Source organism: Arenibaculum sp. (genome assembly GCF_035998295.1).
Taxonomy (GTDB): Bacteria; Pseudomonadota; Alphaproteobacteria; order Azospirillales; family Azospirillaceae; genus DASYHS01.
Window position 1 is genome coordinate 1 of sequence record NZ_DASYHS010000029.1, and the last position, 21,556, is coordinate 21,556.

The 21,556-nt window shown below is 70.5% G+C and carries 19 protein-coding genes; 12 read left to right on the forward strand and 7 right to left on the reverse strand.

Going from position 1 to position 21,556, the window contains the following annotated elements:
- The 6 genes from VGO20_RS02640 to VGO20_RS02665 form a co-directional block, all read left to right on the forward strand.
- On the forward strand, window positions 1-627 hold a 627-nt coding region (locus VGO20_RS02640; protein ID WP_327500733.1), incomplete at its 5' end, for a DNA translocase FtsK.
- Between the two features lie 157 nt (window positions 628-784).
- Window positions 785-961 (forward strand): hypothetical protein, encoded by a 177-nt coding sequence (locus tag VGO20_RS02645; RefSeq protein ID WP_327500734.1) that lies wholly within the window; start codon window positions 785-787, stop codon window positions 959-961.
- A gap of 108 nt (window positions 962-1,069) precedes the next feature.
- The gene (locus VGO20_RS02650; protein WP_327500735.1) at window positions 1,070-1,504 is read left to right on the forward strand and encodes a DUF4383 domain-containing protein; all 435 of its coding nucleotides are present in this window, start codon (window positions 1,070-1,072) and stop codon (window positions 1,502-1,504) included.
- 233 nt (window positions 1,505-1,737) lie between these two features.
- Window positions 1,738-2,967, forward strand: a complete 1,230-nt coding sequence (locus tag VGO20_RS02655; protein WP_327500736.1) for a cyclopropane-fatty-acyl-phospholipid synthase family protein — start codon at window positions 1,738-1,740, stop codon at window positions 2,965-2,967.
- A 120-nt stretch (window positions 2,968-3,087) separates the two neighbouring features.
- Window positions 3,088-4,521 carry an aldehyde dehydrogenase family protein gene (locus tag VGO20_RS02660; RefSeq protein WP_327500737.1) on the forward strand — a complete coding sequence of 478 codons (1,434 nt, stop codon included), beginning with the start codon at window positions 3,088-3,090 and terminating at the stop codon, window positions 4,519-4,521.
- A 23-nt stretch (window positions 4,522-4,544) separates the two neighbouring features.
- Complete coding sequence (locus VGO20_RS02665; RefSeq protein ID WP_327500738.1) at window positions 4,545-5,291, forward strand: SDR family oxidoreductase; 747 nt, start codon at window positions 4,545-4,547, stop codon at window positions 5,289-5,291.
- Window positions 5,292-5,450: 159 nt separating this feature from the next.
- On the opposite strand, the gene denD is transcribed toward VGO20_RS02665, so the two are convergent.
- On the reverse strand, window positions 5,451-6,425 hold the full coding sequence (gene denD / locus VGO20_RS02670) for a D-erythronate dehydrogenase (RefSeq protein ID WP_327500758.1): 975 nt from the start codon (window positions 6,423-6,425) through the stop codon (window positions 5,451-5,453).
- A 67-nt stretch (window positions 6,426-6,492) separates the two neighbouring features.
- Between denD and otnK the strand changes: the two genes are divergently transcribed.
- Window positions 6,493-7,773 (forward strand): 3-oxo-tetronate kinase, encoded by a 1,281-nt coding sequence (otnK, locus tag VGO20_RS02675; protein ID WP_327500739.1) that lies wholly within the window; start codon window positions 6,493-6,495, stop codon window positions 7,771-7,773.
- A gap of 381 nt (window positions 7,774-8,154) precedes the next feature.
- Window positions 8,155-10,821 carry a glycosyltransferase gene (locus VGO20_RS02680; RefSeq protein WP_327500740.1) on the forward strand — a complete coding sequence of 889 codons (2,667 nt, stop codon included), beginning with the start codon at window positions 8,155-8,157 and terminating at the stop codon, window positions 10,819-10,821.
- Between the two features lie 42 nt (window positions 10,822-10,863).
- Here the strand turns inward: VGO20_RS02680 and VGO20_RS02685 are convergent, their stop codons facing one another.
- Window positions 10,864-11,358 carry an Lrp/AsnC family transcriptional regulator gene (locus VGO20_RS02685; RefSeq protein WP_327500741.1) on the reverse strand — a complete coding sequence of 165 codons (495 nt, stop codon included), beginning with the start codon at window positions 11,356-11,358 and terminating at the stop codon, window positions 10,864-10,866.
- Window positions 11,359-11,523: 165 nt separating this feature from the next.
- On the opposite strand from VGO20_RS02685, the gene hppD reads away from it, so the two are divergent.
- Both hppD and VGO20_RS02695 read left to right on the forward strand, forming a co-directional pair.
- A complete protein-coding gene (hppD, locus tag VGO20_RS02690; RefSeq protein ID WP_327500742.1) occupies window positions 11,524-12,615 on the forward strand; it encodes a 4-hydroxyphenylpyruvate dioxygenase in 1,092 nt (363 codons plus the stop codon).
- 121 nt (window positions 12,616-12,736) lie between these two features.
- The gene (locus VGO20_RS02695; protein WP_327500743.1) at window positions 12,737-13,726 is read left to right on the forward strand and encodes a fumarylacetoacetate hydrolase family protein; all 990 of its coding nucleotides are present in this window, start codon (window positions 12,737-12,739) and stop codon (window positions 13,724-13,726) included.
- A gap of 92 nt (window positions 13,727-13,818) precedes the next feature.
- Here VGO20_RS02695 and VGO20_RS02700 read toward each other — a convergent pair whose 3' ends face one another.
- The 3 genes from VGO20_RS02700 to VGO20_RS02710 form a co-directional block, all read right to left on the reverse strand.
- Window positions 13,819-14,658 (reverse strand): SRPBCC family protein, encoded by an 840-nt coding sequence (locus VGO20_RS02700; protein ID WP_327500744.1) that lies wholly within the window; start codon window positions 14,656-14,658, stop codon window positions 13,819-13,821.
- Window positions 14,659-14,713: 55 nt separating this feature from the next.
- Complete coding sequence (locus VGO20_RS02705; RefSeq protein ID WP_327500745.1) at window positions 14,714-15,025, reverse strand: hypothetical protein; 312 nt, start codon at window positions 15,023-15,025, stop codon at window positions 14,714-14,716.
- Window positions 15,026-15,129: 104 nt separating this feature from the next.
- Window positions 15,130-16,128 carry an SDR family oxidoreductase gene (locus tag VGO20_RS02710; protein ID WP_327500746.1) on the reverse strand — a complete coding sequence of 333 codons (999 nt, stop codon included), beginning with the start codon at window positions 16,126-16,128 and terminating at the stop codon, window positions 15,130-15,132.
- Between the two features lie 154 nt (window positions 16,129-16,282).
- Between VGO20_RS02710 and lon the strand changes: the two genes are divergently transcribed.
- The gene (lon, locus tag VGO20_RS02715) at window positions 16,283-18,736 is read left to right on the forward strand and encodes an endopeptidase La (RefSeq protein ID WP_327500747.1); all 2,454 of its coding nucleotides are present in this window, start codon (window positions 16,283-16,285) and stop codon (window positions 18,734-18,736) included.
- A gap of 32 nt (window positions 18,737-18,768) precedes the next feature.
- The gene (locus VGO20_RS02720; RefSeq protein WP_327500748.1) at window positions 18,769-19,767 is read left to right on the forward strand and encodes an AI-2E family transporter; all 999 of its coding nucleotides are present in this window, start codon (window positions 18,769-18,771) and stop codon (window positions 19,765-19,767) included.
- A gap of 10 nt (window positions 19,768-19,777) precedes the next feature.
- On the opposite strand, the gene VGO20_RS02725 is transcribed toward VGO20_RS02720, so the two are convergent.
- Window positions 19,778-20,509: a phosphatase PAP2 family protein gene (locus tag VGO20_RS02725; protein WP_327500749.1), complete on the reverse strand. Its 732-nt coding sequence runs from the start codon at window positions 20,507-20,509 to the stop codon at window positions 19,778-19,780.
- A gap of 67 nt (window positions 20,510-20,576) precedes the next feature.
- A complete protein-coding gene (locus tag VGO20_RS02730) occupies window positions 20,577-21,404 on the reverse strand; it encodes a glycosyltransferase family 2 protein (protein ID WP_327500750.1) in 828 nt (275 codons plus the stop codon).
- Window positions 21,405-21,556: the final 152 nt, after the last annotated feature.

Consider the following 21,556-nt stretch of genomic DNA (forward strand, 5'->3'; position numbering starts at 1 on the left):
GCGGGCAAGGACATCGAGGCGGCGATCCAGCGCCTGGCGCAGATGGCGCGCGCGGCGGGCATCCACCTGATCATGGCGACGCAGCGCCCCTCGGTCGACGTCATCACCGGCACGATCAAGGCCAACTTCCCGACCCGCATCTCGTTCCAGGTCACCAGCAAGATCGACAGCCGCACCATCCTCGGCGAGGCCGGGGCGGAACAGCTCCTCGGCCAGGGCGACATGCTCTACATGGCCGGCGGCGGGCGCATCACCCGCGTCCACGGGCCCTTCGTCTCCGACCAGGAGGTCGAGGAGGTCGTCCGGCACGTCAAGGCCCAAGGCCTGCCCGAATACCTCCACTCCATCACGGAGGACGACGACCTGGAGGCGCTGGAGGCGGATGCCGCCGGCGGGGAGACCGAGACCGGCGCCTTCTCCGGCTCCGACGACGAGCTGTACGAGCAGGCGCGCGCCCTCGTGGTCCGCGAGCGCAAGGCATCCGTCAGCTTCATCCAGCGCTGCCTGCAGATCGGCTACAACCGGTCGGCCCGCATGGTCGAGCGCATGGAGGCCGAAGGGGTGGTCAGCCCGGCCAACCATGTCGGCAAGCGGGAAGTCCTTCTCGGCCGGAGCGACGGGTTCTAGTCGATTTCGAGGCGAATACGGGCAAGGTTCTTCTGCATGGAAGTTGTATTATTCCTGCAGACGGTCCATTCTATGGCGGCAAGGTCCCGTCCGGCGTACCGCCGCCGACCGGGACCGCCCCGCGCCGAACGCTGGCGCAGGTGGGAGGGAGAGACACATGACCCACATGGGCCGCACGGAACCGAGACTGGAAGATCTTCTTGAGGACCCCCTGGTGAGGCTTCTCATGGACAGCGACGCCGTGGACCGCGACCGGCTGTCGGCGATGCTGGAGGGAATGCGGGATTTCCGCCGCTCGAAACGTTCCGCGGGGAACGGGTCGCGCGAAAACTGACATCCGCGACGGCCGTGGTCCTTCGCTACGGCACCGAAAGTTAATCCCTAGGGAACCCGCGGTTCCGGCCTCTGTTGCGACGTTCAACGCAGAAGAGGAGGTCCCCCTGTGAAAACCCGTTACTATGCGCTCGTCATGGGCATCATTTTCGCCGTGATCGGCGTCGCCGGATTCATTCCGGGATTGCTCTCGCCCCTCGATCCCGGGGCCGATCTGGCGGTGACCGCCCTCTCGGGGCGGCTGCTCGGGCTGTTCCCCGTGAACGTGCTGCACAGCATCGTGCACCTGCTGTTCGGCATCTGGGGCATCGCCGCCTACCGCAGCTTCAGGGCCTCGCGCGGCTACGCGAAGAGCGTCGCCGTGATCTACGCGGTGCTGCTCATCATGGGCTTCATCCCGTTCCTGCGGACGACCTTCGGGCTGATCCCGCTCTATGGCCACGACATCTGGCTCCATGCCCTGATCGCGATCTCCGCGGCCTATTTCGGGTTCATGGCTGATGAACGGGCCGAAGATCGCGATGCCGTAACCTATCGCAGCTGACTTCCCGCCCGCGGGGGCCGGTAACGTCGCAGTCGATCCGCCCCCACCAATGCGTGGGGCGCGGATCTACTGTCGGCTTTGCTCATTCATCAGGCTCTTGTCATCGACCCCTTTTCGCGCTCACCTTTGGTAATGCGGCCGGACGCGTTGCGGCATTTCCGTTTTGGATTGAAACTGACCGCAAGGAGGACGCGACGCCGGCCCATTGAGCGTTGGTGGAGAGGGAGGGCGCGATGCTGTTTCGCAAAATGCTCGAAGTCGTCATCCACGAGGGCAGCCTGGGCGTCGTCGACGACCGAGGTAGGCGCAGCGATTTCGGATCGGGGCAGCCGCACGCCGTGCTCCGGGTCCATGACCCGGCCCTGGAATGGACGATCCCCTTCAACCCGCCACTCCGGTTCGCGGAAGCCTACATGGACGGCCGGCTGACGGTCGAGGAAGGCACGATCGAGGACGTCGTCAGGATCTTCGCCCGCAACTACGGCCGGCTCGAACGCCATCCGCTGGTGCGGGCCGGGTTCGCGGTGGCGCGCCAGACCCGCCGCCTGAAGCAGCACAATCCCGTCGGCAAGGCGCAGCGCAACGTCGCCCATCATTACGACCTGTCCGAGGCGCTGTACCGTCTCTTCCTCGACGAGGACATGCAGTATTCCTGCGCCTATTTCGCCGAGCCGGAGATGAGCCTGGAAGAGGCGCAGCGGGCCAAGAAGCGCCACCTCGCGGCCAAGCTGCATCTCGACCGGCCCGGCCTGTCGGTGCTCGACATCGGCTCGGGCTGGGGCGGGCTCGGCCTCCACCTCGCCGGCGAGTTCGGCTGCGACGTGACGGGCGTCACCCTCTCCGCGGAGCAGCACCGGGTCAGCGAGCAGCGGGCGCGCGAACGGGGCCTGTCGGACCGGGCGCGCTTCCAACTGCGGGACTACCGGGAACTCGACCGGAAGTTCGACCGCATCGTGTCGGTCGGCATGTTCGAGCACGTCGGCAAGCGGAACTACGACGAGTATTTCGCCAAGGTGGCCGACCTGCTCACCGACGACGGCATCGCCGTGATCCACTCGATCGGCCGGTTCAACGAGCCGGGCCCGATCAATCCCTTCATCCGCAAGTACATCTTCCCCGGGGCGGACGTCCCCGCCCTGTCGGAAGTGACGCCGGCCGCCGAGAAATCCGGTCTGTTCATGACCGACATCGAGATCCTGCGCCTGCATTACGCCGAGACGCTGCGCCATTGGCGCCAGCGTTTTAACGCGAACCGCGACCGCATCCGCGAGATCTACGACGACCGCTTCTGCCGGATGTGGGACCTGTATCTGGTCGGCTGCGAATACGGGTTCCGCCTCCAGGGCATGATGGTCTTCCAGATGCAGCTCACGAAGCGGCAGGAGACGCTGCCCCTGACGCGGGACTACATGTACCGGGCACCGGCCGGCGTGGCTTCCGCCGGCATCCGCGCGGCCGAGTAGGCCAGGACCGGAAAGCATGCCTCCCCTGCCGGCATCCGGGCGCATGGCCGGTTGCGTCCGGCCGCGGCCCCCGCCAGAGTGGTCGGCCGAAGTGGTCGGGCAGACCTTGGGAGGAATGGCATGGACTGGAACGGCATCCTGATCGGCGGCGCCTGGCGGCGGACCGACGCGACGATCCCCGTCATCGACCCGAGTCACGGCGGGGAGATCGCCCGCATCGCCCGGGGCGGTGCCGCGGAGGTGGACGCGGCGGTGACGGCCGCCGAGGCGGCGCTGGCGGGAAGCTGGGGGCGCATGACCGCGCTCGAACGCGGCCGCCTACTCGCCAGGCTCTCCGCGGCCGTCCTCGACAACATCGACGAAATCGCCCGCATCGAGGCCGCGGACGTCGGCAAGCCGCTGCGCCAGGCCCGCGCGGACGTCGTCGCCTGCGCGCGCTACTTCGAGTTCTACGGCGGCGCCGCCGACAAGATCCACGGCGACACCATTCCCTATCTCGACGGCTACACGGTGATGACCCTGCGCGAGCCGCACGGCGTCACCGGTCACATCGTCCCCTGGAACTATCCCCTTCAGATCATCGGGCGCAGCGTCGGCGCCGCGCTCGCCATGGGCAATGCCTGCGTGCTGAAGCCGGCCGAGGACGCGTCGCTGTCCGCGCTGTTCCTCACCCGTCTCGCCTGCGACGTCGGCATTCCCGACGGCGCGCTCAACGTCGTCACCGGCTACGGCGAGGAGGCCGGCGCGGCGCTCGCCGCCCATCCCGGCGTCCATCACGTCTCCTTCACCGGGTCCGTCGAGGTGGGCCGCCTGATCGAGGCCGCCGCCGCCCGCAACACGATCCCGGTGACGCTGGAATTGGGCGGCAAGTCGCCCCAGCTCGTGTTCGCTGACGCCGACCTGGACGCCGCCCTGCCCTTCGTCGTCAACGCCGCGATCCAGAACGCCGGGCAGACCTGCTCGGCCGGCAGCCGGCTGCTGATCGAGGATGCCGTCTACGACGTCTTCGTCGCACGGGTCGCCGAACGCTTCCGCGCCCTGCGGGCCGGCCCCGCGGAGCGCGACCTGGACCTCGGTCCCGTTGTGAACGCCCGCCAGAAGGAGCGGGTCGAGGGTTTCGTCGCAAGGGCGCGTGCCGACGGCCTGCCGATCCTGGCCGAAGGATCGATCGTCCCGGACGCCCCGAAGGGCGGGAGCTACGTCGCGCCCGTCCTGGTGGGCGACGTCCCTCCCGATCACGCGCTGGCGCAGGATGAGGTCTTCGGCCCCGTCCTCTCGGCGATCCGGGTGCGCGACGAGGCGCATGCGCTCGAGGTCGCGAACGGCACGGCCTACGGCCTCGTGGCCGGCGTGTGGACCCGCGACGGCGGGCGCCAGCTCCGGCTGGCCCGCAAGCTGCGCGCCGGCCAGGTCTTCGTCAACAACTACGGGGCCGGCGGCGGCGTCGAGCTGCCGTTCGGCGGCGTGCGGAGCAGCGGCTTCGGCCGCGAGAAGGGCTTCGAGGCGCTCTACGGCTTCTCGACCACCAAGACCGTCGCCCTGAAGCACGACTGACGCCATAGGAAAGGAAGAAACCCGTGCGTCTCCAGAACAAGGTCGCCATCGTCACAGGCGCGGGCTCCGGCTTCGGTGAAGGCATCGCCCGGCGCTTCGCCGCCGAAGGTGCGCGCGTCGTCCTCGCCGACATCAACGAGGATGCCGGCCGCCGCGTCGCCGCCGAGATCGGCGACGCCGCCCTCTTCGTGCGCGCCGACGTCAGCCGGGATGCCGACGTCGCGGCGCTGGCGCAGTCCGCGCAGACGGCGTTCGGCGGCATCGACATCCTCATCAACAACGCCGGCTACACGCACCGCAACGGCCCGATGCTGGACGTCGACGAGGAGACCTTCGACCGCATCTACGCCGTCAACGTGAAGTCGATCTATCTCGGCGCGCGCCACGTGGTGCCGTGCATGCGCACGCGCGGCGGGGGCGTCATCCTCAACGTGGCGTCCACCGCGGGCGTCCGGCCGCGGCCGGGTCTCACCTGGTACAACGGCTCCAAAGGAGCTGCGATCGTGCTCACCAAGTCGATGGCGGTGGAGCTGGCGCCGGAGAAGATCCGGGTCGTGGCGCTCAATCCCGTCGCCGGCGAGACCGGGATGCTGCACCTGTTCATGGGCGAGGACACGCCGGAGAAGCGCCGGCAGTTCGTCTCCACCGTGCCCTTGGGCCGGCTGTCGCGCCCGGCGGACATCGCCAACGCGGCCCTGTTCCTGTGCTCCGACGAGGCCGAGTTCCTGACCGGCGTCTGCATGGAGGTCGACGGCGGCCGCTGCATCTAGCGCGCTTCCGGTCCATCCGGAAGCGCCCGGGGGCGCGACCGCGCCCCCGCCCCGCCAGGGGCGAAAGCCGAGCCGCGGATGCGGCGCCGGCGATTGAGGAACACGAAGTCCCCGAGCGCTTCCGGTTCATCCGGAAACGCCCGGGCCCACCGGACTGGTTCACGCCGGGCCGGGCGGCGCCCCGAGGTCGTCGGCGACGAACGCCGCGATGATCGCGTCCAGGTCCGGGTCGGCGCCGAAGCCGAGCCGCCGGCCCAGTGCCGGGTCGAAGCGCGACGGCCAGGAGGTGACGATCCGCTCGATCGCGGGGTCGCGCTCGAAGCGGATGCGCTCGACGGCGGCGTCGCCCCCGACCCGCCGCAGCGCCTCGACCATCTCGCCCACCGTGACGGTGAGGCCGGGCAGGTTGATCGTCCGCGGCCCGGCATGGTCGGCCCGGGCAAGCGCCAGCACGTGCCTCAGCCCCTGGACGGCCCGGCGCGGCGACAGGATCCACATGGCCGTCTCGGGCGGCACCGGGCACACGGCGGCTTCGCCCTGGAGCGGCTCCCGGATGATGCTGCTCACGAAGGTGGACGCGGCCTTGTTGGGCCGTCCGGGGCGGACCGCGATGGTCGGCAGCCGCACGCTGAGCCCGCGGACCATGCCCTTGCGGGCGTAGTCCGCGACCAGCAGCTCGCCGATCAGCTTCTGCGTCCCGTAGGAGGACTGCGGGCACGGGACGGTATCGTCGCGGATCACCGGCGGCATCTCGCCGCCGAACACCGCGACCGAGCTCGCGAACACGAAGCGGGGCGGCGCCGCCAGGCGCCGGCACGCTTCCAGCAGGGCGCGCGTCCCGTCGAGGTTGACCCGGTAGCCCAGGTCGAAGTCGGCCTCCGCGCCGGCGCTCACCACGGCGGCGAGGTGGATGATCGCGTCGACCGGCGCGTCCTCGCGGGCGACGAGCTCCGCTGCGGCGTCGAGGTCGCCCGCGACCAGGACGCGGCGCGGCCCGCCGCCCGGCGCCGGTTCAGCGTCCTGCGGCACCTGGTCGACCAGGATCAGTTCTTCCACCCGGCCGCCGGCGTCGGGATCGGCGGTCAGCGACGCGGTCAGCTTCCGGCCGAGGAATCCGGCGGCGCCGGTGATCATGATGCGCACTGCGAACCTCCCCTGTAGACTGGCCTCCGGACATTATGTCGTTTCCCGGGAGAGCGGAATGACCTTCCTGCTGGGCGCCATCGCCGACGATTTCACCGGCGCCACCGATCTGGCCGATATGCTGGTGCGCAACGGCATGCGCACGGTCCTGGCCATCGGCACGCCGCCCGAAGACGAGGAGCTTCCGCCCGCGGACGCCTTGGTCGTCGCGCTCAAGTCCAGGACCTGCCCGCCCGGAGAAGCCGTCGCCGCCTCGCTGGAAGCGCTCGCCCGGCTGCAGGCGCTCGGGGTCCGGCAGGTGCTGTTCAAGTACTGCTCGACCTTCGATTCCACCGACCGGGGCAATATCGGCCCGGTGATCGACGCCCTGCTGGAGCGGCTCGGCGGGCCGACGATCGCCTGCCCGGCCTTCCCCGCCAACGGCAGGACGGTCTATCACGGCCATCTCTTCGTCGGCGACCGGCTCCTGTCGGAATCGGGGATGCGCGACCATCCGCTGACGCCGATGCGCGATCCGGACCTGGTGCGCGTCCTGGCTCGCCAGTCGCGCAACCCCGTCGGCCTCGTACCCTATCGCGAGGTCGCGGCCGGTCCCGCCGCGATCCGCGGCGCGCTCGACCGCATGGCCGCCGACGGTCGCCCGGTTGCGATCGTCGACGCGCTGGACGACGACCATCTGCGCGCGATCGGGCAGGCCTGCGCCGGGCTGCCGCTGATGACCGGCGGTTCCGGCATCGCGGTCGGCCTGCCGGAGGTCTTCCGGTCGGCGGGCCTCCTGCCCGACCGCGGCCCGGAAGCGTTCCCGGCCACCTCCGGCGCCTCGGCCGTCCTCGCCGGCAGCTGCTCCGCCGCCACCCGCGGCCAGGTCGAGGCCTTCGCCCGCCGCCACCCCGCCTTCCGGCTGCGTCCGGAGCGGCTGGCCCAGGGCGACGGCGTCGCCGAGGCGCTGGCCTGGGCCGAACGGCGGCTCGGCCGCGAGCCGCTGCTGATCTACGCCACCGCCGAACCGGCGGAAGTCGCCGCCGCCCAGGCCGCCCTCGGGGTCGAGAAGGCCGGGGCGCTGGTCGAGGACGCGCTGGCCGGGATCGCCCGCGCGCTCAGGGCGCGCGGGATGGGCCGCCTCGTCGTCGCCGGCGGAGAGACGTCCGGAGCGGTGGTGGGCGCCCTCGGCGTCCGGGTGCTGCGCATCGGGGCTACGATCGCCCCCGGCGTGCCCTGGACCGTGACGTCCGGCCCGACGCCCCTCGGCCTGGTCCTGAAGTCCGGCAATTTCGGCGGCCCGGACTTCTTCCTGGAGGCGCTCGCCGCCCTGGAAGCGACCGGCGAACGCCGGAACTGATCCGAGTCGGGGGCCGGCCGGGCCGCCGGCCGCCGCGTCGCCTCCGCCGACAGCCGGATTGTCCTGCCTCGACCTTCGGACTACCCCTACGAGAACGCGGGGCAGGAATGCGCGCGGAGCATCGTCGGGCTCCGGAGCATCGGTTTCGCAGGCGCAGCAAAATCCACCATCGAGGCATTCGGCGGTCTATGGTCGTAGCCGCTTTCGGAACCTTGACCGCCGTGGTGCGTTGCCATAACCGACCAGTCGGCAGGTGTGATCATGCTCACGGCGCAGCAATGCCGCCGTAGGTAGAAGCACCTACGAGGCTGGTGGTCCAATCCCGGACCGCCACTAACCGGCGGTCGCGCCCCCCAGTGCCGCCACAGGATTGCAGTCTCCATGCCCCTCTCCAGGACCGCCGCCCGGGCCATTGCCCTTGCCGCCGTGCTGGTTCTCGCGTCCGCACTGCACGGCCTCTACTGGTCGCATCGGACGTCCCCCGTACCCATCGACGCCAGCCCGGGGCGCCTGCTGTCGCTTTCATACAGCCCGTCCGGCCGGGACTTCGACCCGGAAGCGGACAGCTTCGTCGACCGCGACCACATCCAGAAGGACCTGGCGGCGATCGCCGGGATCGCCGACGGCATCCGGACCTACACGGTCCAGGAAGGCATGGAAGCCCTGCCCCGGCTCGCCGCGCGGGTGGGGCTGCAGGTCAGCCTCGGTGTCTGGGTCGACGGCGACGCCCAGCGCACTGAGGCCGAGATCGCGGCCGCGATCCGCATCGCCCGCTCCACGCCCGGCATCCGCCGCGTCGTGGTCGGCAACGAAACCCTGCTGCGCGGCGAGATGACCGACGCGCAGCTCGCACGCCTCGTCGAGCGGGTCCGCCGCGAGGTGCCGCCGCACATCCAGGTCGGCACCGCCGACACTTGGCACGACATGCTGAAGGCGCCGCGCACCGTGGCCGCGAGCGACTTCATCGGCATCCATACCCTGCCCTTCTGGGAAGGCTACGACGGCGACGGGGCGCTCGGCTACGCCCTGGACAAGATCCGCCAGATCCAGGCGCGCTTCCCCGACAAGCCCGTGTGGATCGGTGAAATCGGGTGGCCCACGGCCGGGCCCAATTTCCACGGCGCGTTCCCGTCCGTCGAGGACCAGGCCCGCATCATACGCGAGTTCGCCTCGACCGCGCGGCGCCTCGGGATCGAGTACAACGTGATCGAAGCCTTCGACCAGCCCTGGAAGGTCTCGCTGGAAGGCGGCGTCGGCCAGGCCTGGGGCGTCTTCGACGCCGACCGCCAGGCGAAATGGCCCCTGTTCGGCGAGGTCCGCTCGGACGGGTTCGAGCTGCGGGTCGCCATCGTCGCCGTCCTGGCCGGGCTGCTGCTGTCGGTCGCGGCCACGTGGCGGCGGCTTGCCGCCGGACGGGCGACCGCGGCGCAGACCGTGGTGACGGCGGGCGTGCTCCATCTCATCGCGTTGTCGGTGGGGCTCGCCGCGTTGGAGGCCGCCAGCGAATACGCGACCGCCGGCACCATCGTGATGTGGATCGGCGGACTGGCGCTCGGCAGCGTGCTCGTCCTGCTCACCTTCGCCGACGTCGACGAGGCGGCGCTCACGCTCCTGGGCGGCCGGGCCCGCCGGCTGCTGCCCGCCGGCATCTCCCCCGTGCCGTCCATCCCCCGGCCGAAGGTGTCCGTCCACATCGCCGCCCGGAACGAGAACCCGGCGATGCTGGCCCAGACGCTGGACGCGCTCGCGGCCCTCCGCTACCCCGAGTGGGAAGCCGTGATCGCCATCAACAACACCGCGGACAAGTCGCTGGTCGCTCCGGTCGAGGAGCATTGCCGGCGCCTGAACGAGCGGCTGGGCGTCAACCGCTTCGTGTTCGCCGACTTCACCTGCACCGGCTTCAAGGCCGGGGCGCTGAACCGGGCCCTGGCCCTCACAGCGCCGGACGCCGAGGTGGTCGCCGTCCTTGACGCCGACTACGCCGTCTCGCCGGACTGGCTCGACCGGCTCGCGCCGTTGTTCGCCGCCGATCCCCGGATCGGGATCGTCCAGGCCCCGCAGGAGCACCGGGACGGGGACGAGACGACCATGAAGCGGCTGATGGCCGCCGAATACCGGGCCTTCTTCGACAGCGGCATGATCGAGCGCAACGAGGACGACGCGCTGATCTGCCACGGCACCATGATCATGGTCCGCCGCGCCGCGCTCGAGGGGGCCGGCGGCTGGAGCGAGTGGTGCATCGTCGAGGACACCGAACTCGGCCTCAGGCTGCTCGAGGACGGCTGGTCCATCCACTACACTACCGAGCGCCTCGGCGCCGGCTGCGCCCCCGACACCTTCCGCGACTTCCGCCAGCAGCGCCATCGCTGGGCCTACGGCTCCGTCCAGATCATGAAGGCCCATGCCGCGCGCATGCTGCCCTGGGTCGCGGGCCTGCGCACGGCGCAGAAGGTGCAGTTCGCCATGGGCTGGGGCCGCTGGTGGGCCGACGCGATCGGCCTCGTCGCCGCGTTCCTGGCGATCGGCTGGACCTTCGCGGCGACGGTGCTGCCGCTGCACCTGCCGCCGGTCGAGGTGACGGGCGTGGCGCTCGGGGCGATGCTGCTGCGCGCCGGCTCCAGCATGGCCCTGACGCGCTGGGCGTCCCGCCACGACTGGGTCGACACGGTCGGCACCGCCCTGATCGGCATGAGCCTGAGCCAGACCGTCGGCCGCGCGATCCTGAAGGGCCTGTTCACGAAGCACGAGCCCTTCAAGGTGACGGCGAAGGGCAACGGCAGCCGGCGGAAGGCCGGTCGCTACGCGGCGTGGCCGGAGCTGCTGATGACGGGCGCCCTGCTCGCCTCGGCGGTGACGGCGCAGTTGCTGAACGCCACCGGCACGGTCGAGCTCGAACTGTGGAGCGCGCTGCTGCTGCTGATGGCGGTGCCCAACGCGCTGGCGGCCGGCTTCGCCGCCGCGGACCTCCTGCCCGAAGGCTCGACGCTGCGCCTGCGCCTGCGCCTGCGTGCGGCCCGGGCGAGGGCTCCGGTCACGGAACGGGCCTGACGCCTGGAAACGCCCCTTTCCCGCCCAAGCGGGAAAGGGGCGCTAGGCTCTCGCGCCCGGCGGCTCGGAGATCTGCTCCAGCGGCAGGACGGTCGTTTGCTTCACCGTCTCCAGCACGATGTTGGACCGGACGCTGCGCACGCCGGGCAGCGGCATCAACTCGTGCATCAGGAAGTCCGAGAAGGATTTCAGGTCGGGCGCCACGATGCGCAGCACGTAGTCGGCCTCCCCGGTCACGGAGAAGCACTCCAGCACCTGCGGCAGTCCGGCGACCGCCTGGGCGAAGCGCGTCGCCGGGGATTCGCCATGCCGCTCCAGCGAGATGCTCGTGATCGCCAGCACCCCCAGCCCGACGTGATCGGGGTGGAGCTGCGCCGTGTACCGGGCGATCACGCCGGCCTCCTCCAGCCGCCGCAGGCGCCGGTGGATCTGGGACGCCGACAGATGGACCCGTTCCGACAGCGCCACGTTGGACAGCCGGGCGTCTTCCTGCAACGCGGCCAGAAGCCGGACGTCGTAGCCGTCGAACGCGAACACCGGCACCTCCGCATGAAACCTGCACCCGTGGCGGGTGTCGCGACGATATCGTGCAGGACCCCGTTCCGGAAGAGGGCACTTCACCAGGATCGTGCAGCGACGCCGCGTTATGATTGTTGACGCAAGGGAATCCACCCGGCCAAACCCGTATCCTAGGGAGCGATCATGACCAGCACCGCCAACGGCACCGATCCGATCAACCCCATGGGGACCGACGGCTTCGAGTTCGTCGAGTACGCGGCACCCGATCCGGCGGCCCTCGGCGCGCTGTTCGAGCGCATGGGCTTCACGGTGGTGGCCAAGCATCGCTCCAAGGACGTGACGCTCTACCGCCAGGGTGGCGTGAACTTCATCGTCAACGCGGAGCCGGACAGCTTCGCGCAGCGTTTCGCGCGCGACCACGGCCCATGCGCCTGCGCCATGGCGTTCCGGGTCAAGGACGCCCCGTACGCCTACCGCCGCGCGCTCGAGCTCGGCGCCCAGCCCGGCCCGACCACGGCCGGCCCGATGGAGCTGAACATTCCCTCGATCGCGGGCATCGGCGGCAGCCTGATCTATCTCGTCGACCGCTACGGGCCGAAGGGCACCATCTACGACGTCGACTTCGAGTTCCTGCCCGGCGTCGAGCGCGAGCCCAAGGGGGCCGGCCTGACCGCGATCGACCACCTGACCCACAACGTCCACCGCGGCAACATGGACAAGTGGGCGGACTACTACACGAAGCTCTTCAATTTCCGCGAGATCCGCTACTTCGACATCGAGGGCAAGCTGACCGGCCTCAGGTCGAAGGCGATGACGAGCCCCGACGGCAAGATCCGCATTCCGATCAACGAGTCCGCCGCACCCCAGGGACGGGTCGACCAGATCGAGGAATACCTGCGCGAGTACCGCGGCGAGGGCATCCAGCACATCGCGCTCTCGACGGGCGGCATCTACGAGACGGTCGAGTGGCTGCGCACCAACTCGAACGAGTTCATGGACGCCCCGCCGGAGACCTACTACGAGATGCTGGAAGAGCGCCTGCCGGGCCATGGCGAGGACGTGGCGCGGCTGAAGCGGAACGCGCTGCTGATCGACGGCGCTCCCGGCGGCGGCCTGCTGCTGCAGATCTTCACCAAGACCGTGATCGGCCCGATCTTCTTCGAGATCATCCAGCGCAAGGGCGACGAGGGCTTCGGCGAGGGCAACTTCCGCGCCTTGTTCGAATCGATCGAGCGCGACCAGATCCGGCGCGGCGTGCTGAACGCCGACGGCTGAGGCGCCGCCCGGGCATGCTGCGGGAGCGGACGGGACGTCCGCTCCCTTGGCGTGTTGAGCCGATGTCCGGCCCGATACGTTGCAGCCGGCAAGGACACCGATCTCGCAGGAAGGGGGCAGCATGAAGCTGGCATCGCTGAAGGAAGGAGGGCGCGACGGCACGCTCGTCGTCGTGAGCTGGGACCTCGCCAAGGCCGTCCGCGTGCCGTCGATCGCGCCGACCTTGCAGTCGGCGCTCGACCGCTGGAGCGAGGTCGAGGTGCCGCTCAAGGATACCTTCCACAAGCTCGACACCGGCCGCCTCGACGACCAGGCCTTCCCCTTCGATCCCGCCGCCTGCGCGGCACCGCTTCCCCGTGCCTACCAGTGGGCCGACGGTTCGGCCTACGTGAACCACGTGGAGCTGGTGCGCAAGGCCCGCGGCGCGGAGATGCCGGCCAGCTTCTGGACCGACCCGCTGATGTACCAGGGCGGCTCTGACCGATTCATCGGCCCGCGCGACCCGATCGAGCTGGCGGACGAGAGCTGGGGATGCGACTTCGAATCGGAGGTCGCCGTCGTGACCGACGACGTGCCGATGGGCGTCACCCCCGACGAGGCGGTCCGCCACATCAAGCTCGTGATGCTGGTCAACGACGTCTCGCTGCGCAACCTGATCCCCGGCGAGCTGGCCAAGGGCTTCGGCTTCTTCCAGAGCAAGCCGGCCTCGGCGTTCTCGCCGGTGGCGGGCAACCCGGACGCGCTCGGGGACGTGTGGGACGGCCGCAAGGTCCGCATGCCGCTGCGCAACTTCGTGAACGGCACGCTTTTCGGCGAGCCGAACGCGGGCGTCGACATGACCTTCGACTTCGCGCAGCTGATCGCCCATGCCGCCCGGACCCGCCATCTCGGCGCCGGCACCGTCATCGGCTCGGGGACGGTCTCCAACCGCGACCGCTCGACCGGTTCGTCCTGCATCGCCGAGCAGCGCATGCTCGAGACCATCGACCGCGGCGAGCCGAGCACCCCTTTCCTTCGCTGGGGCGACCGGGTCCGCATCGAGATGCTGGACGACCACGGCATCAACCTGTTCGGTACCATCGACCAGGAAGTGGTCCGCTACTCCCGCTGACGGCCGCGGCCGGACGGTCCGGATAACAGCCGGGGTCGAAGGCCGGGGTCGAAGGAATGCCGCGGGCCGGTCGCCCGGCCCGCGGCCGCTCCTCACCCGACCTTGCCGGTCGAGTTCGTGGGATTGCCGGCGCTGCCGGCCGATGACGCACCGCCGGCGTCGCGGCCCCGGTCGGTCGGGCCGCTCGCGATCGACTTGGCGGGGTTGGCCCTGCTGGTCGCGACCTCGCCCGTCTCCATGATCTGCTTCAGCCGCCGCAGGTTGGAGCGCAGCTGCACCTCAGGCTCGTGGCCGGTCAGCTTCGCCAGCGTCCGGCCGAGCCGGCCGAACGGCGGCTCGTAGCGCAGCGTCACCTCGACCACCGTGCCGCGCCCGCCGGGGGCGTCGCGGAACCGGACGATGCCGGAGTTGTGGATCTCCGCCTCGCCGACCGACCGCCAGGAGATGTGCTCGCCCTCGCGCTCGTCATGGACTTCCGCGTCCCACTCGACCGTGCCCTCGCCCGGGCTGCGCACGCACCAATGGGAGTGGTGGCGGTCCGTGACGTCGATGCGCTCGACGTCCTCCATGAAGCGGGGCAGGTTCTCGAAGTCGCGCCAGAACCGGTACAGCTCGTCGCGCGGCTTCCCGATCGTCACCGCATGGGTGATGGTGACGGGATGGTGCCGCTCGTCGACCCCCGCGACATGGTCGTGGTGGCCTCCGACGCCTGTCATCAGCGGATCCCTGGCGGATCCCCGCCAGATCAGCCCCATGCCGGCCGCCGCCATCGCGGCGCCGCTGAGGCCGCCGCGCCGCATCCCGCCCAGCGCCATCAGGCTGCCGCCGGCGATCAGGGCGTAGCGGCTCAGGGTCTCGATGTCGGTCTTGGTCGCCCGCTCCAGCCGCTCGGTGGCGCGGCGGGCTCCGGAGTTCGTGAACGAGTAGGTCATGCTTCTCTCCTTCCGGGCCTCTGCCCGGGATCTTGCCGATGGCGGATGGCAAGCCTCATGGCTTGCCGAGCCCGCCGACGTTGGTTCCCTTGTCTCCGTAGGCGTCCGGGTCCCAGTCCTCGCCGTAGGGCTTGCCGTCGGGCGTCTTGCCCTCGGGCCCCTCGCGTCGCGTGGAGACGCCGCCGGCACCCCCCGCCGTGTCCGAACCGCCTTCCAGCGCGCCGGTGCCCTGCTCCGCCTCGTCGGCGAGGTGGCGGGCGTCGCGCTGCTTCACGACCTCCTCGCGCGACCGCTGGTCCTGCGGCCGCTCGCCGATCGGGTTGTCGGTGACCTCCCTGGCCTCCTTGCGGCTGTCGGTCCCGTTCATGCCCTGCCCTCCCCTGCTTGGGTGCGTCTCGCCGGACAACAGGCGGCCGGCCCCGTCGTCTCTCCGGCGGGCTTTCCCGGCGGGCTTTCGCGGCTTGCGCGCCCTCAATCGCGCTCGCGCGCGATCAGCATCGACGCACCGACCCCCAGTACCGCCAGCCCGGCCAGCGCGAGGGCCCCGCGCACCATGCCCTCGGCCATGCTGGCCGGGCCCGGCTTCGTCTCTTCGCTGAACCGGCCCCGCATCCGGTGCAGGCCCGGTACCGTCTCGAACAGGTTGTCCCGGCGCCCGGCCCGCAGCGGTTCGCCGGTCTGCTGGCCCTGGATACCCGAAGCGGCCAGGTAGCGGTCGGCGATGCCCGGCGCCGCGAAGGTGCCGAGGATGGCCACGCGCGTCATGTTGCCGATCCAGTATTCCCGGCGCGGATGCTCCGCGGCGGCGACGATGTCGCGGGCGATGTCCTCGGGCTGGAAGACCGGGGCGACCGGCCTCGGCTGGTTCGGCAGGTGGCAGCGCGCCCAGTCGAACTGCGGCGTGTTGACCGCCGGCAGGTGGACCGACGTCACCGTGATGCCGCTGCCCTCCTGCATCAGCTCGACCCGCACGCTGTCGACGTAGCCGCGGATCGCCGCCTTCGCGGCGCAGTAGGCGGCCTGGGCCGGGATCGACCGGTAGGCGAGTGCCGATCCGACCTGGAGGATGGCCCCGCGGTTGCGCGGCCGCATGTGGCGCAACGCCGCGAGCACCCCGTGCGCTCCCCCCAGATACGTGACCTCCGTGACCCGCCGCAGTTCCTCGGGCGTGATGTCCCAGCTCATCCCGAACACGGTCGCCATGGCCGAATTCACCCACACGTCCAGCGGGCCCAGTTCCCGCTCGATGCGGTCCGCGGCGTCGAACACGGCCTCCGGGTCGGCGACGTCGGCCGGCAGCACGATGGCGCGCCCGCCGATCCGCTCCACCTCGGCCCGGACCGTCTCCAGCGCGTCGCGGTCGCGGGCGATCAGCCCGATCTGCGCGCCCTGTTCCGCGAAGGCCAAGGCGGTTGCGCGACCGACGCCCGCCGACGCGCCCGTGATCGCTACCACCGGTTCCGGCTTCATTTCCTGCTCTCCCTTTCCGTCCCTTGCCGCGTCGTCGGCACAACACGAACGCGCCATCGGCCGTTCCGGATGCGCCCGATCGGGAATTCCGCGGACTTCGCCCTGTTAGCCCCGAAGCCAACGATCGGATTCCGCTGAACGAGGGTCACGCCCCATGACCGCAAACGACCCCGCCGCAGACCCCGCCGCAGACCCCGCCGCAGACCCGGGCGCCGACCGGCCCGCCGCGCTGCCCCCCGCCGCGCTGCCCGAGGATGGATTGATCATCCTGCCCGTCCGCAACCTCGTGCTGTTCCCCGGCCTGGTCCTGCCGATCGCCATCGGACGCGAGCGTTCGATCGCCGCCACCCAGGAGGCGATGCGGGCGAACCGCCCGCTCGGCGTGCTGCTCCAGAAGGACGGTCACGTGGACGAGCCGGGGGCCGACGACCTTCACGCCGTCGGCACGATCGGCAGCGTCCTGCGCTACCTGACCGGCGAGCAGGGCGCCCACCACCTCGTGATCCAGGGCGAGCGGCGGTTCCAGGTGGTCGAGTTCCTGGAAGGGCATCCGTTCCTCGTCGCCCGGGTCGCGCCGATCGAGGAGCCGGAGACCGCCGCGGAGGGCACCGACGCCGAAACCGAGGCCCGGTTCAACCATCTGCGCAACCAGGCGCTCGAAGCGCTCGACCTGCTGCCCGAGACCCCGCAGGAGCTGGTGGCCGCGGTCCGCGGCATCACCTCGGCGGCGGTCCTCGCCGACACGGTCGCGAGCTATCTCGACCTCTCCTCCGAGGAGAAGCAGCGGCTCCTCGAGACCCTGGACCTGCGCCGGCGCCTCGACATGGTGTCCGCGCATCTCGGGCACCGCATCCAGGTGATGCGCCTGACCAAGGAGATCAGCCAGCAGACGCAGGAGGCCGTCACCGAGCGGCAGCGCGAGTTCCTGCTGCGCGAGCAGCTCCGCACGATCCAGCAGCAGCTCGGCGAGGCCGACGAGAAGGGCGAGGAGATCGAGGAGCTTTCCAACGCCATCGCGCAGGCGGGAATGCCCGAAGACGTCGAGAAGCACGCCCGCAAGGAGCTGCGGCGCCTGGAACGCATGCCCGAGGCGGCCGCCGAGTACTCGATGGTCCGCACGTATCTCGACACCGTGACCGACCTGCCCTGGTCGACGCTGAGCGAGGGCCGGATCGACATCGACGAGGCGCGCCGGACCCTCGACGAGGACCATCACGGGCTCGAGAAGGTGAAGAAGCGGATCCTGGAGTTCCTGGCCGTCCGCAAGCTCAACCCGAAGGGCCGCAGCCCCATCCTCTGCTTCGTCGGCCCGCCGGGCGTCGGCAAGACCTCGCTCGGCCAGTCGATCGCCAAGGCGACCGGCCGCCATTTCGCGCGCCTCAGCCTGGGCGGGCTGCACGACGAGGCCGAGATCCGCGGCCATCGGCGCACCTATATCGGCGCGATGCCCGGCAACGTGATCCAGGCCGTGCGCAAGGCCGGGACGCGCGACTGCGTGGTCATGCTGGACGAGATGGACAAGCTCGGGCAGGGCTTCCACGGCGACCCGTCCGCGGCCCTGCTCGAAGTGCTCGATCCCGAGCAGAACTCGACCTTCCGCGACAACTATCTCGGCGTGCCCTTCGACCTCAGCAAGGTTATGTTCATCGGCACCGCCAACGTGCTCGACGCGATCCCGGGTCCGCTGCGCGACCGCATGGAGGTCATCCACCTCGCCGGCTACACCGAGGAGGAGAAGCTTCAGATCGCGAAGCGCTACCTCGTCGCCCGCCAGCGCGAGGCGAACGGGCTGCAGCCCGACCAGATCGCCCTGGAGGACGACACGCTGCGCTCCATCATCCGCGACTATACGCGCGAGGCCGGCGTGCGGAACCTCGAACGCATGATCGGCGCGGTGTGCCGGAACGCCGCCGTGCGCATCGCCGAGGGCAGCACGGAGGGCATCCGCGTCACTCCCGACGATCTGGCGGAGATTCTGGGACCGCGCCGCTTCGAGGCCGAGGTCGCGATGCGCACCAGCGTGCCGGGCGTGGCGACCGGGCTGGCCTGGACGCCGTTCGGCGGCGACATCCTCTTCATCGAGGCCAGCCGGTTCACCGGCGGCGGCAAGCTGATCCTGACCGGGCAGCTCGGCGACGTGATGCGCGAGAGCGCGCAGGCGGCGTTGAGCCTCGTCAAGAGCCGCATCCGCGACCTGGGGCTCGACCCCCAGCTCCTGGAGAAATGCGACATCCACGTCCACGTCCCGTCCGGCGCGATCCCCAAGGACGGGCCGAGCGCCGGCGTCGCCATCTACACGGCGCTGGTGTCGCTGCTCAGCGGCCGGCCGGCCAGAAGCGACGTCGCCATGACCGGCGAGATCAGCCTGCGCGGCCTCGTGCTGCCCGTCGGCGGCATCAAGGAGAAGGTCGTCGCGGCCGAACGCGCCGGCATCCGCACGGTGATGCTGCCGGCACGCAACCGCCACGATTTCGAGGACGTTCCGGAGGAGGTGCGCCGGAGGCTCGACTTCGTCTGGCTCGAAACGGTCGACGACGCGGCCCGGACGGCGCTCGGCGACGAGGCCGGACAGGGTGGAGCGCAGGAACGCCGCACCGGCTCGGGCTGAGCGGACGGGAAACAGGAAAGGCCACCACGACCATGCAGCAGTACCGGAGCGACGACCTAAGGCCGTTCGTCTGGCGCGTCCTGATCGTGGTCGGAATCGGCGCGACCGTCTTCCTCGTGTGGCGGATCGCCGAGGCCCTGCTCCTGATCTTCGCCGGCGTGCTGATAGCGGTCCTGCTCCTCCACCTGCGCGATTGGGTCCACCGCTGGACCGGGCTGCCGAGAGGCTGGGCCTTCGCGCTCGTCCTGGTCGTGCTCGCAGCCCTGCTCGCCGCGGCCGGCCTGTTCCTCGGCTCGCGGGTCGCCACCGAGTTCTCGGCCCTGAGCCGCCAGATCGAGACCGCGATCGGAAGCCTGCCCCAGGACGTCACCGAGCGGTTCGGCGACGTGGGCTCCCTGTTCACCCAGTTCCGGGCGGTGGCGTCCAACGTCGTCTTCTTCCTCTCCAACGCGATCGTGATCCTGTTCGCGGCGATCTACGTCGCGGCCTCCCCGGATCTCTACCGCCGGGGCCTGGTGCTGCTGTTCCCGCCGCGCCAGCACGACCGCGTGCGCGAGGTGCTGGACGTCTGCGGCTATTCCCTCTGGCGCTGGATGATCGGCACCCTGGCCTCGATGGCGAGCGTCGGCGTCCTGACCGGGCTGGGCCTGTGGCTCCTGGACGTCCCTGCCGCCCTAGCGCTGGGCCTGGTCGCCGCCCTGCTCGAGTTCATCCCCCTGCTCGGCCCCATACTGGCCGCCATCCCCGCGGTCCTGATCGCCTTCTCGCAAGGACCGATGGAGGCGCTCTGGGTGGCCCTGCTCTACCTCGTGATCCAGCAGATCGAGGGCAACCTGATCCTGCCCATGGCCCAGAAACGGATGGTCTCCCTGCCGCCTGTGGTCACGCTCGGCGCGATCGTCGCGGGGGGCCTGCTGTTCGGGCTCCTGGGCATCTTCCTCGCGACGCCGCTGGCGGTCGTGCTGATGGTGATCGTCAACCTGCTCTACATCGAGGACACGCTCGGCGAGAAGCGGCAGTTCCCGGGCTGAGCCGTCCCGCTCAGGACGGGTCGGGCTCCTCCTCCTTCCCCGCCCGGCCGCGGCGCTGGAGCGCCAGCGCCACCGTCCAGACCGCCATCGCCCAGACGGTGCCGATCGTCCATCCGGCCAGCACGTCCGACGGCCAGTGGACGCCGAGATAGACGCGACTGATCCCGACCAGGATCGTGACCGCCGCCGCCAGCGAGATCAGGTAGATCTTGACCCGCCAGCTCTTCTCGACCCGGGCCAGCAGCGCACCGAGGGTCAGGTAGGTGACCGCCGCCAGCATCGAATGCCCGCTCGGGAAGCTGGCGGTGTAGACCATGGCCTCATGGGGGACCAGGTCGGGCCGCGGCCGGTCGAAGACCTCCTTGAGCAGCGAACTGGCCAGGAGGCCGCCGCCGACCGAGACCATCAGCAGCACCATCGCCCTGCGCTTGCGGATCAGCCACAGATACCCGGCGACCGACACGCTCAGCACCATCAGCACGCCGACTCCGCCCAGCGCGGTCATGTCGCGTCCCAGCTCCTCCACCCAGCCGGGGCCGATCGGGTCCGACGGGTCGGCGGCGTTGCGCAGCGCGAGCAGCAGCATGCGGTCGATGCGGTGGGTCTCGCCCTCGACGACCTCGTCGGCAAGCGCGATGAAGCCCCAGAGCGCACCCGCCACCAGCATCAGCGCCAGCAGCAACCCGACCTCGTGCCTTCCGAACCGCCTCAGGCGCCGTCCGATCCTGTCCAGTCCTTCCATCCTCTCCTCTCGCCGTCTGCGGGATCCCCTGGGTAAACGGCGAAGGCCGGAAACCGACCGCAGGAAATCACTCCGGCCGGCGCGCCGCCCGCATCTCCCGCGTCCGCAGCACGATCATGTATTCGTAGAAGGCCTGGAGGACGCAGTACGCAAGGCCGGCGCGCCCGTCCAGGAATCCGCGGCCGACCAGGTACATGTAGGCGAATTTCAACAGCGGCCGGAACGGCAGCCGCGCCGAAAGCGCCTTCAGCGCGCGCCGCCTCAGCGCCCGGTCGCGGCTCAGCAGGGACGGGCCGCCCCTGGGCACCCCCTCCCGCGCGGCCGCCCCCTCCGACGCTTCGAGTTGGGCGTAGCGGGCGTGACGCTCGACCCATTCGATGATCCCCTTGCTCGACGTGTCGTGCTCGATCCGGCTGCGCAGATGCCCCCACCGGCCGTCGACCACCGGAACCGGGTGGACCAGCCGCTCGAAGCGGATGCGGCCGGGGCGGTACAGGCGCATCACCGGTACGGGCGGCATCGCATGGGGGACGGGCGCTCCCATGAAGCGGTTGTTCCGGCCGCAGTAGAACGCGGCCAGTTCCGGCCCCGCCGCCGCCGCGGTTTCGCGCAGCTCGGACGCCAGCTCCGGCGGCACCCGCTCGTCGGCGTCGAGATGGAAGACCCAGGGATGGCGGAAGCCGATATTGGCCAGCGCCCAGTTCTGCTGGCTGGACCAGTCGTCGAGCCTGCGCCGGACGACCCGCGCGCCGGCGGCCAGCGCGATCTCGGCCGTGCGGTCGCTGCTGAGGGAATCGAGGACCACCACGTCGTCGCACCACGCGACCGAGGCGAGGCAGCCCGGCAGGTTCGCCGCCTCGTCCAATGCCGGTATCAGGATCGACGGTCCGCTCATGCCCCTCCCCATCCTTCATGTCCGCATGCGATGATAGGACATCCCGATACCCGCGTCGATTGCACCGGCGCAGACCGCGGCGCCCCCCGCCGGAACAAAAAGGCGGGAAACGCGGTTGGCGATCTGTCGGGCTCGAGCGCCCCGGATGGACA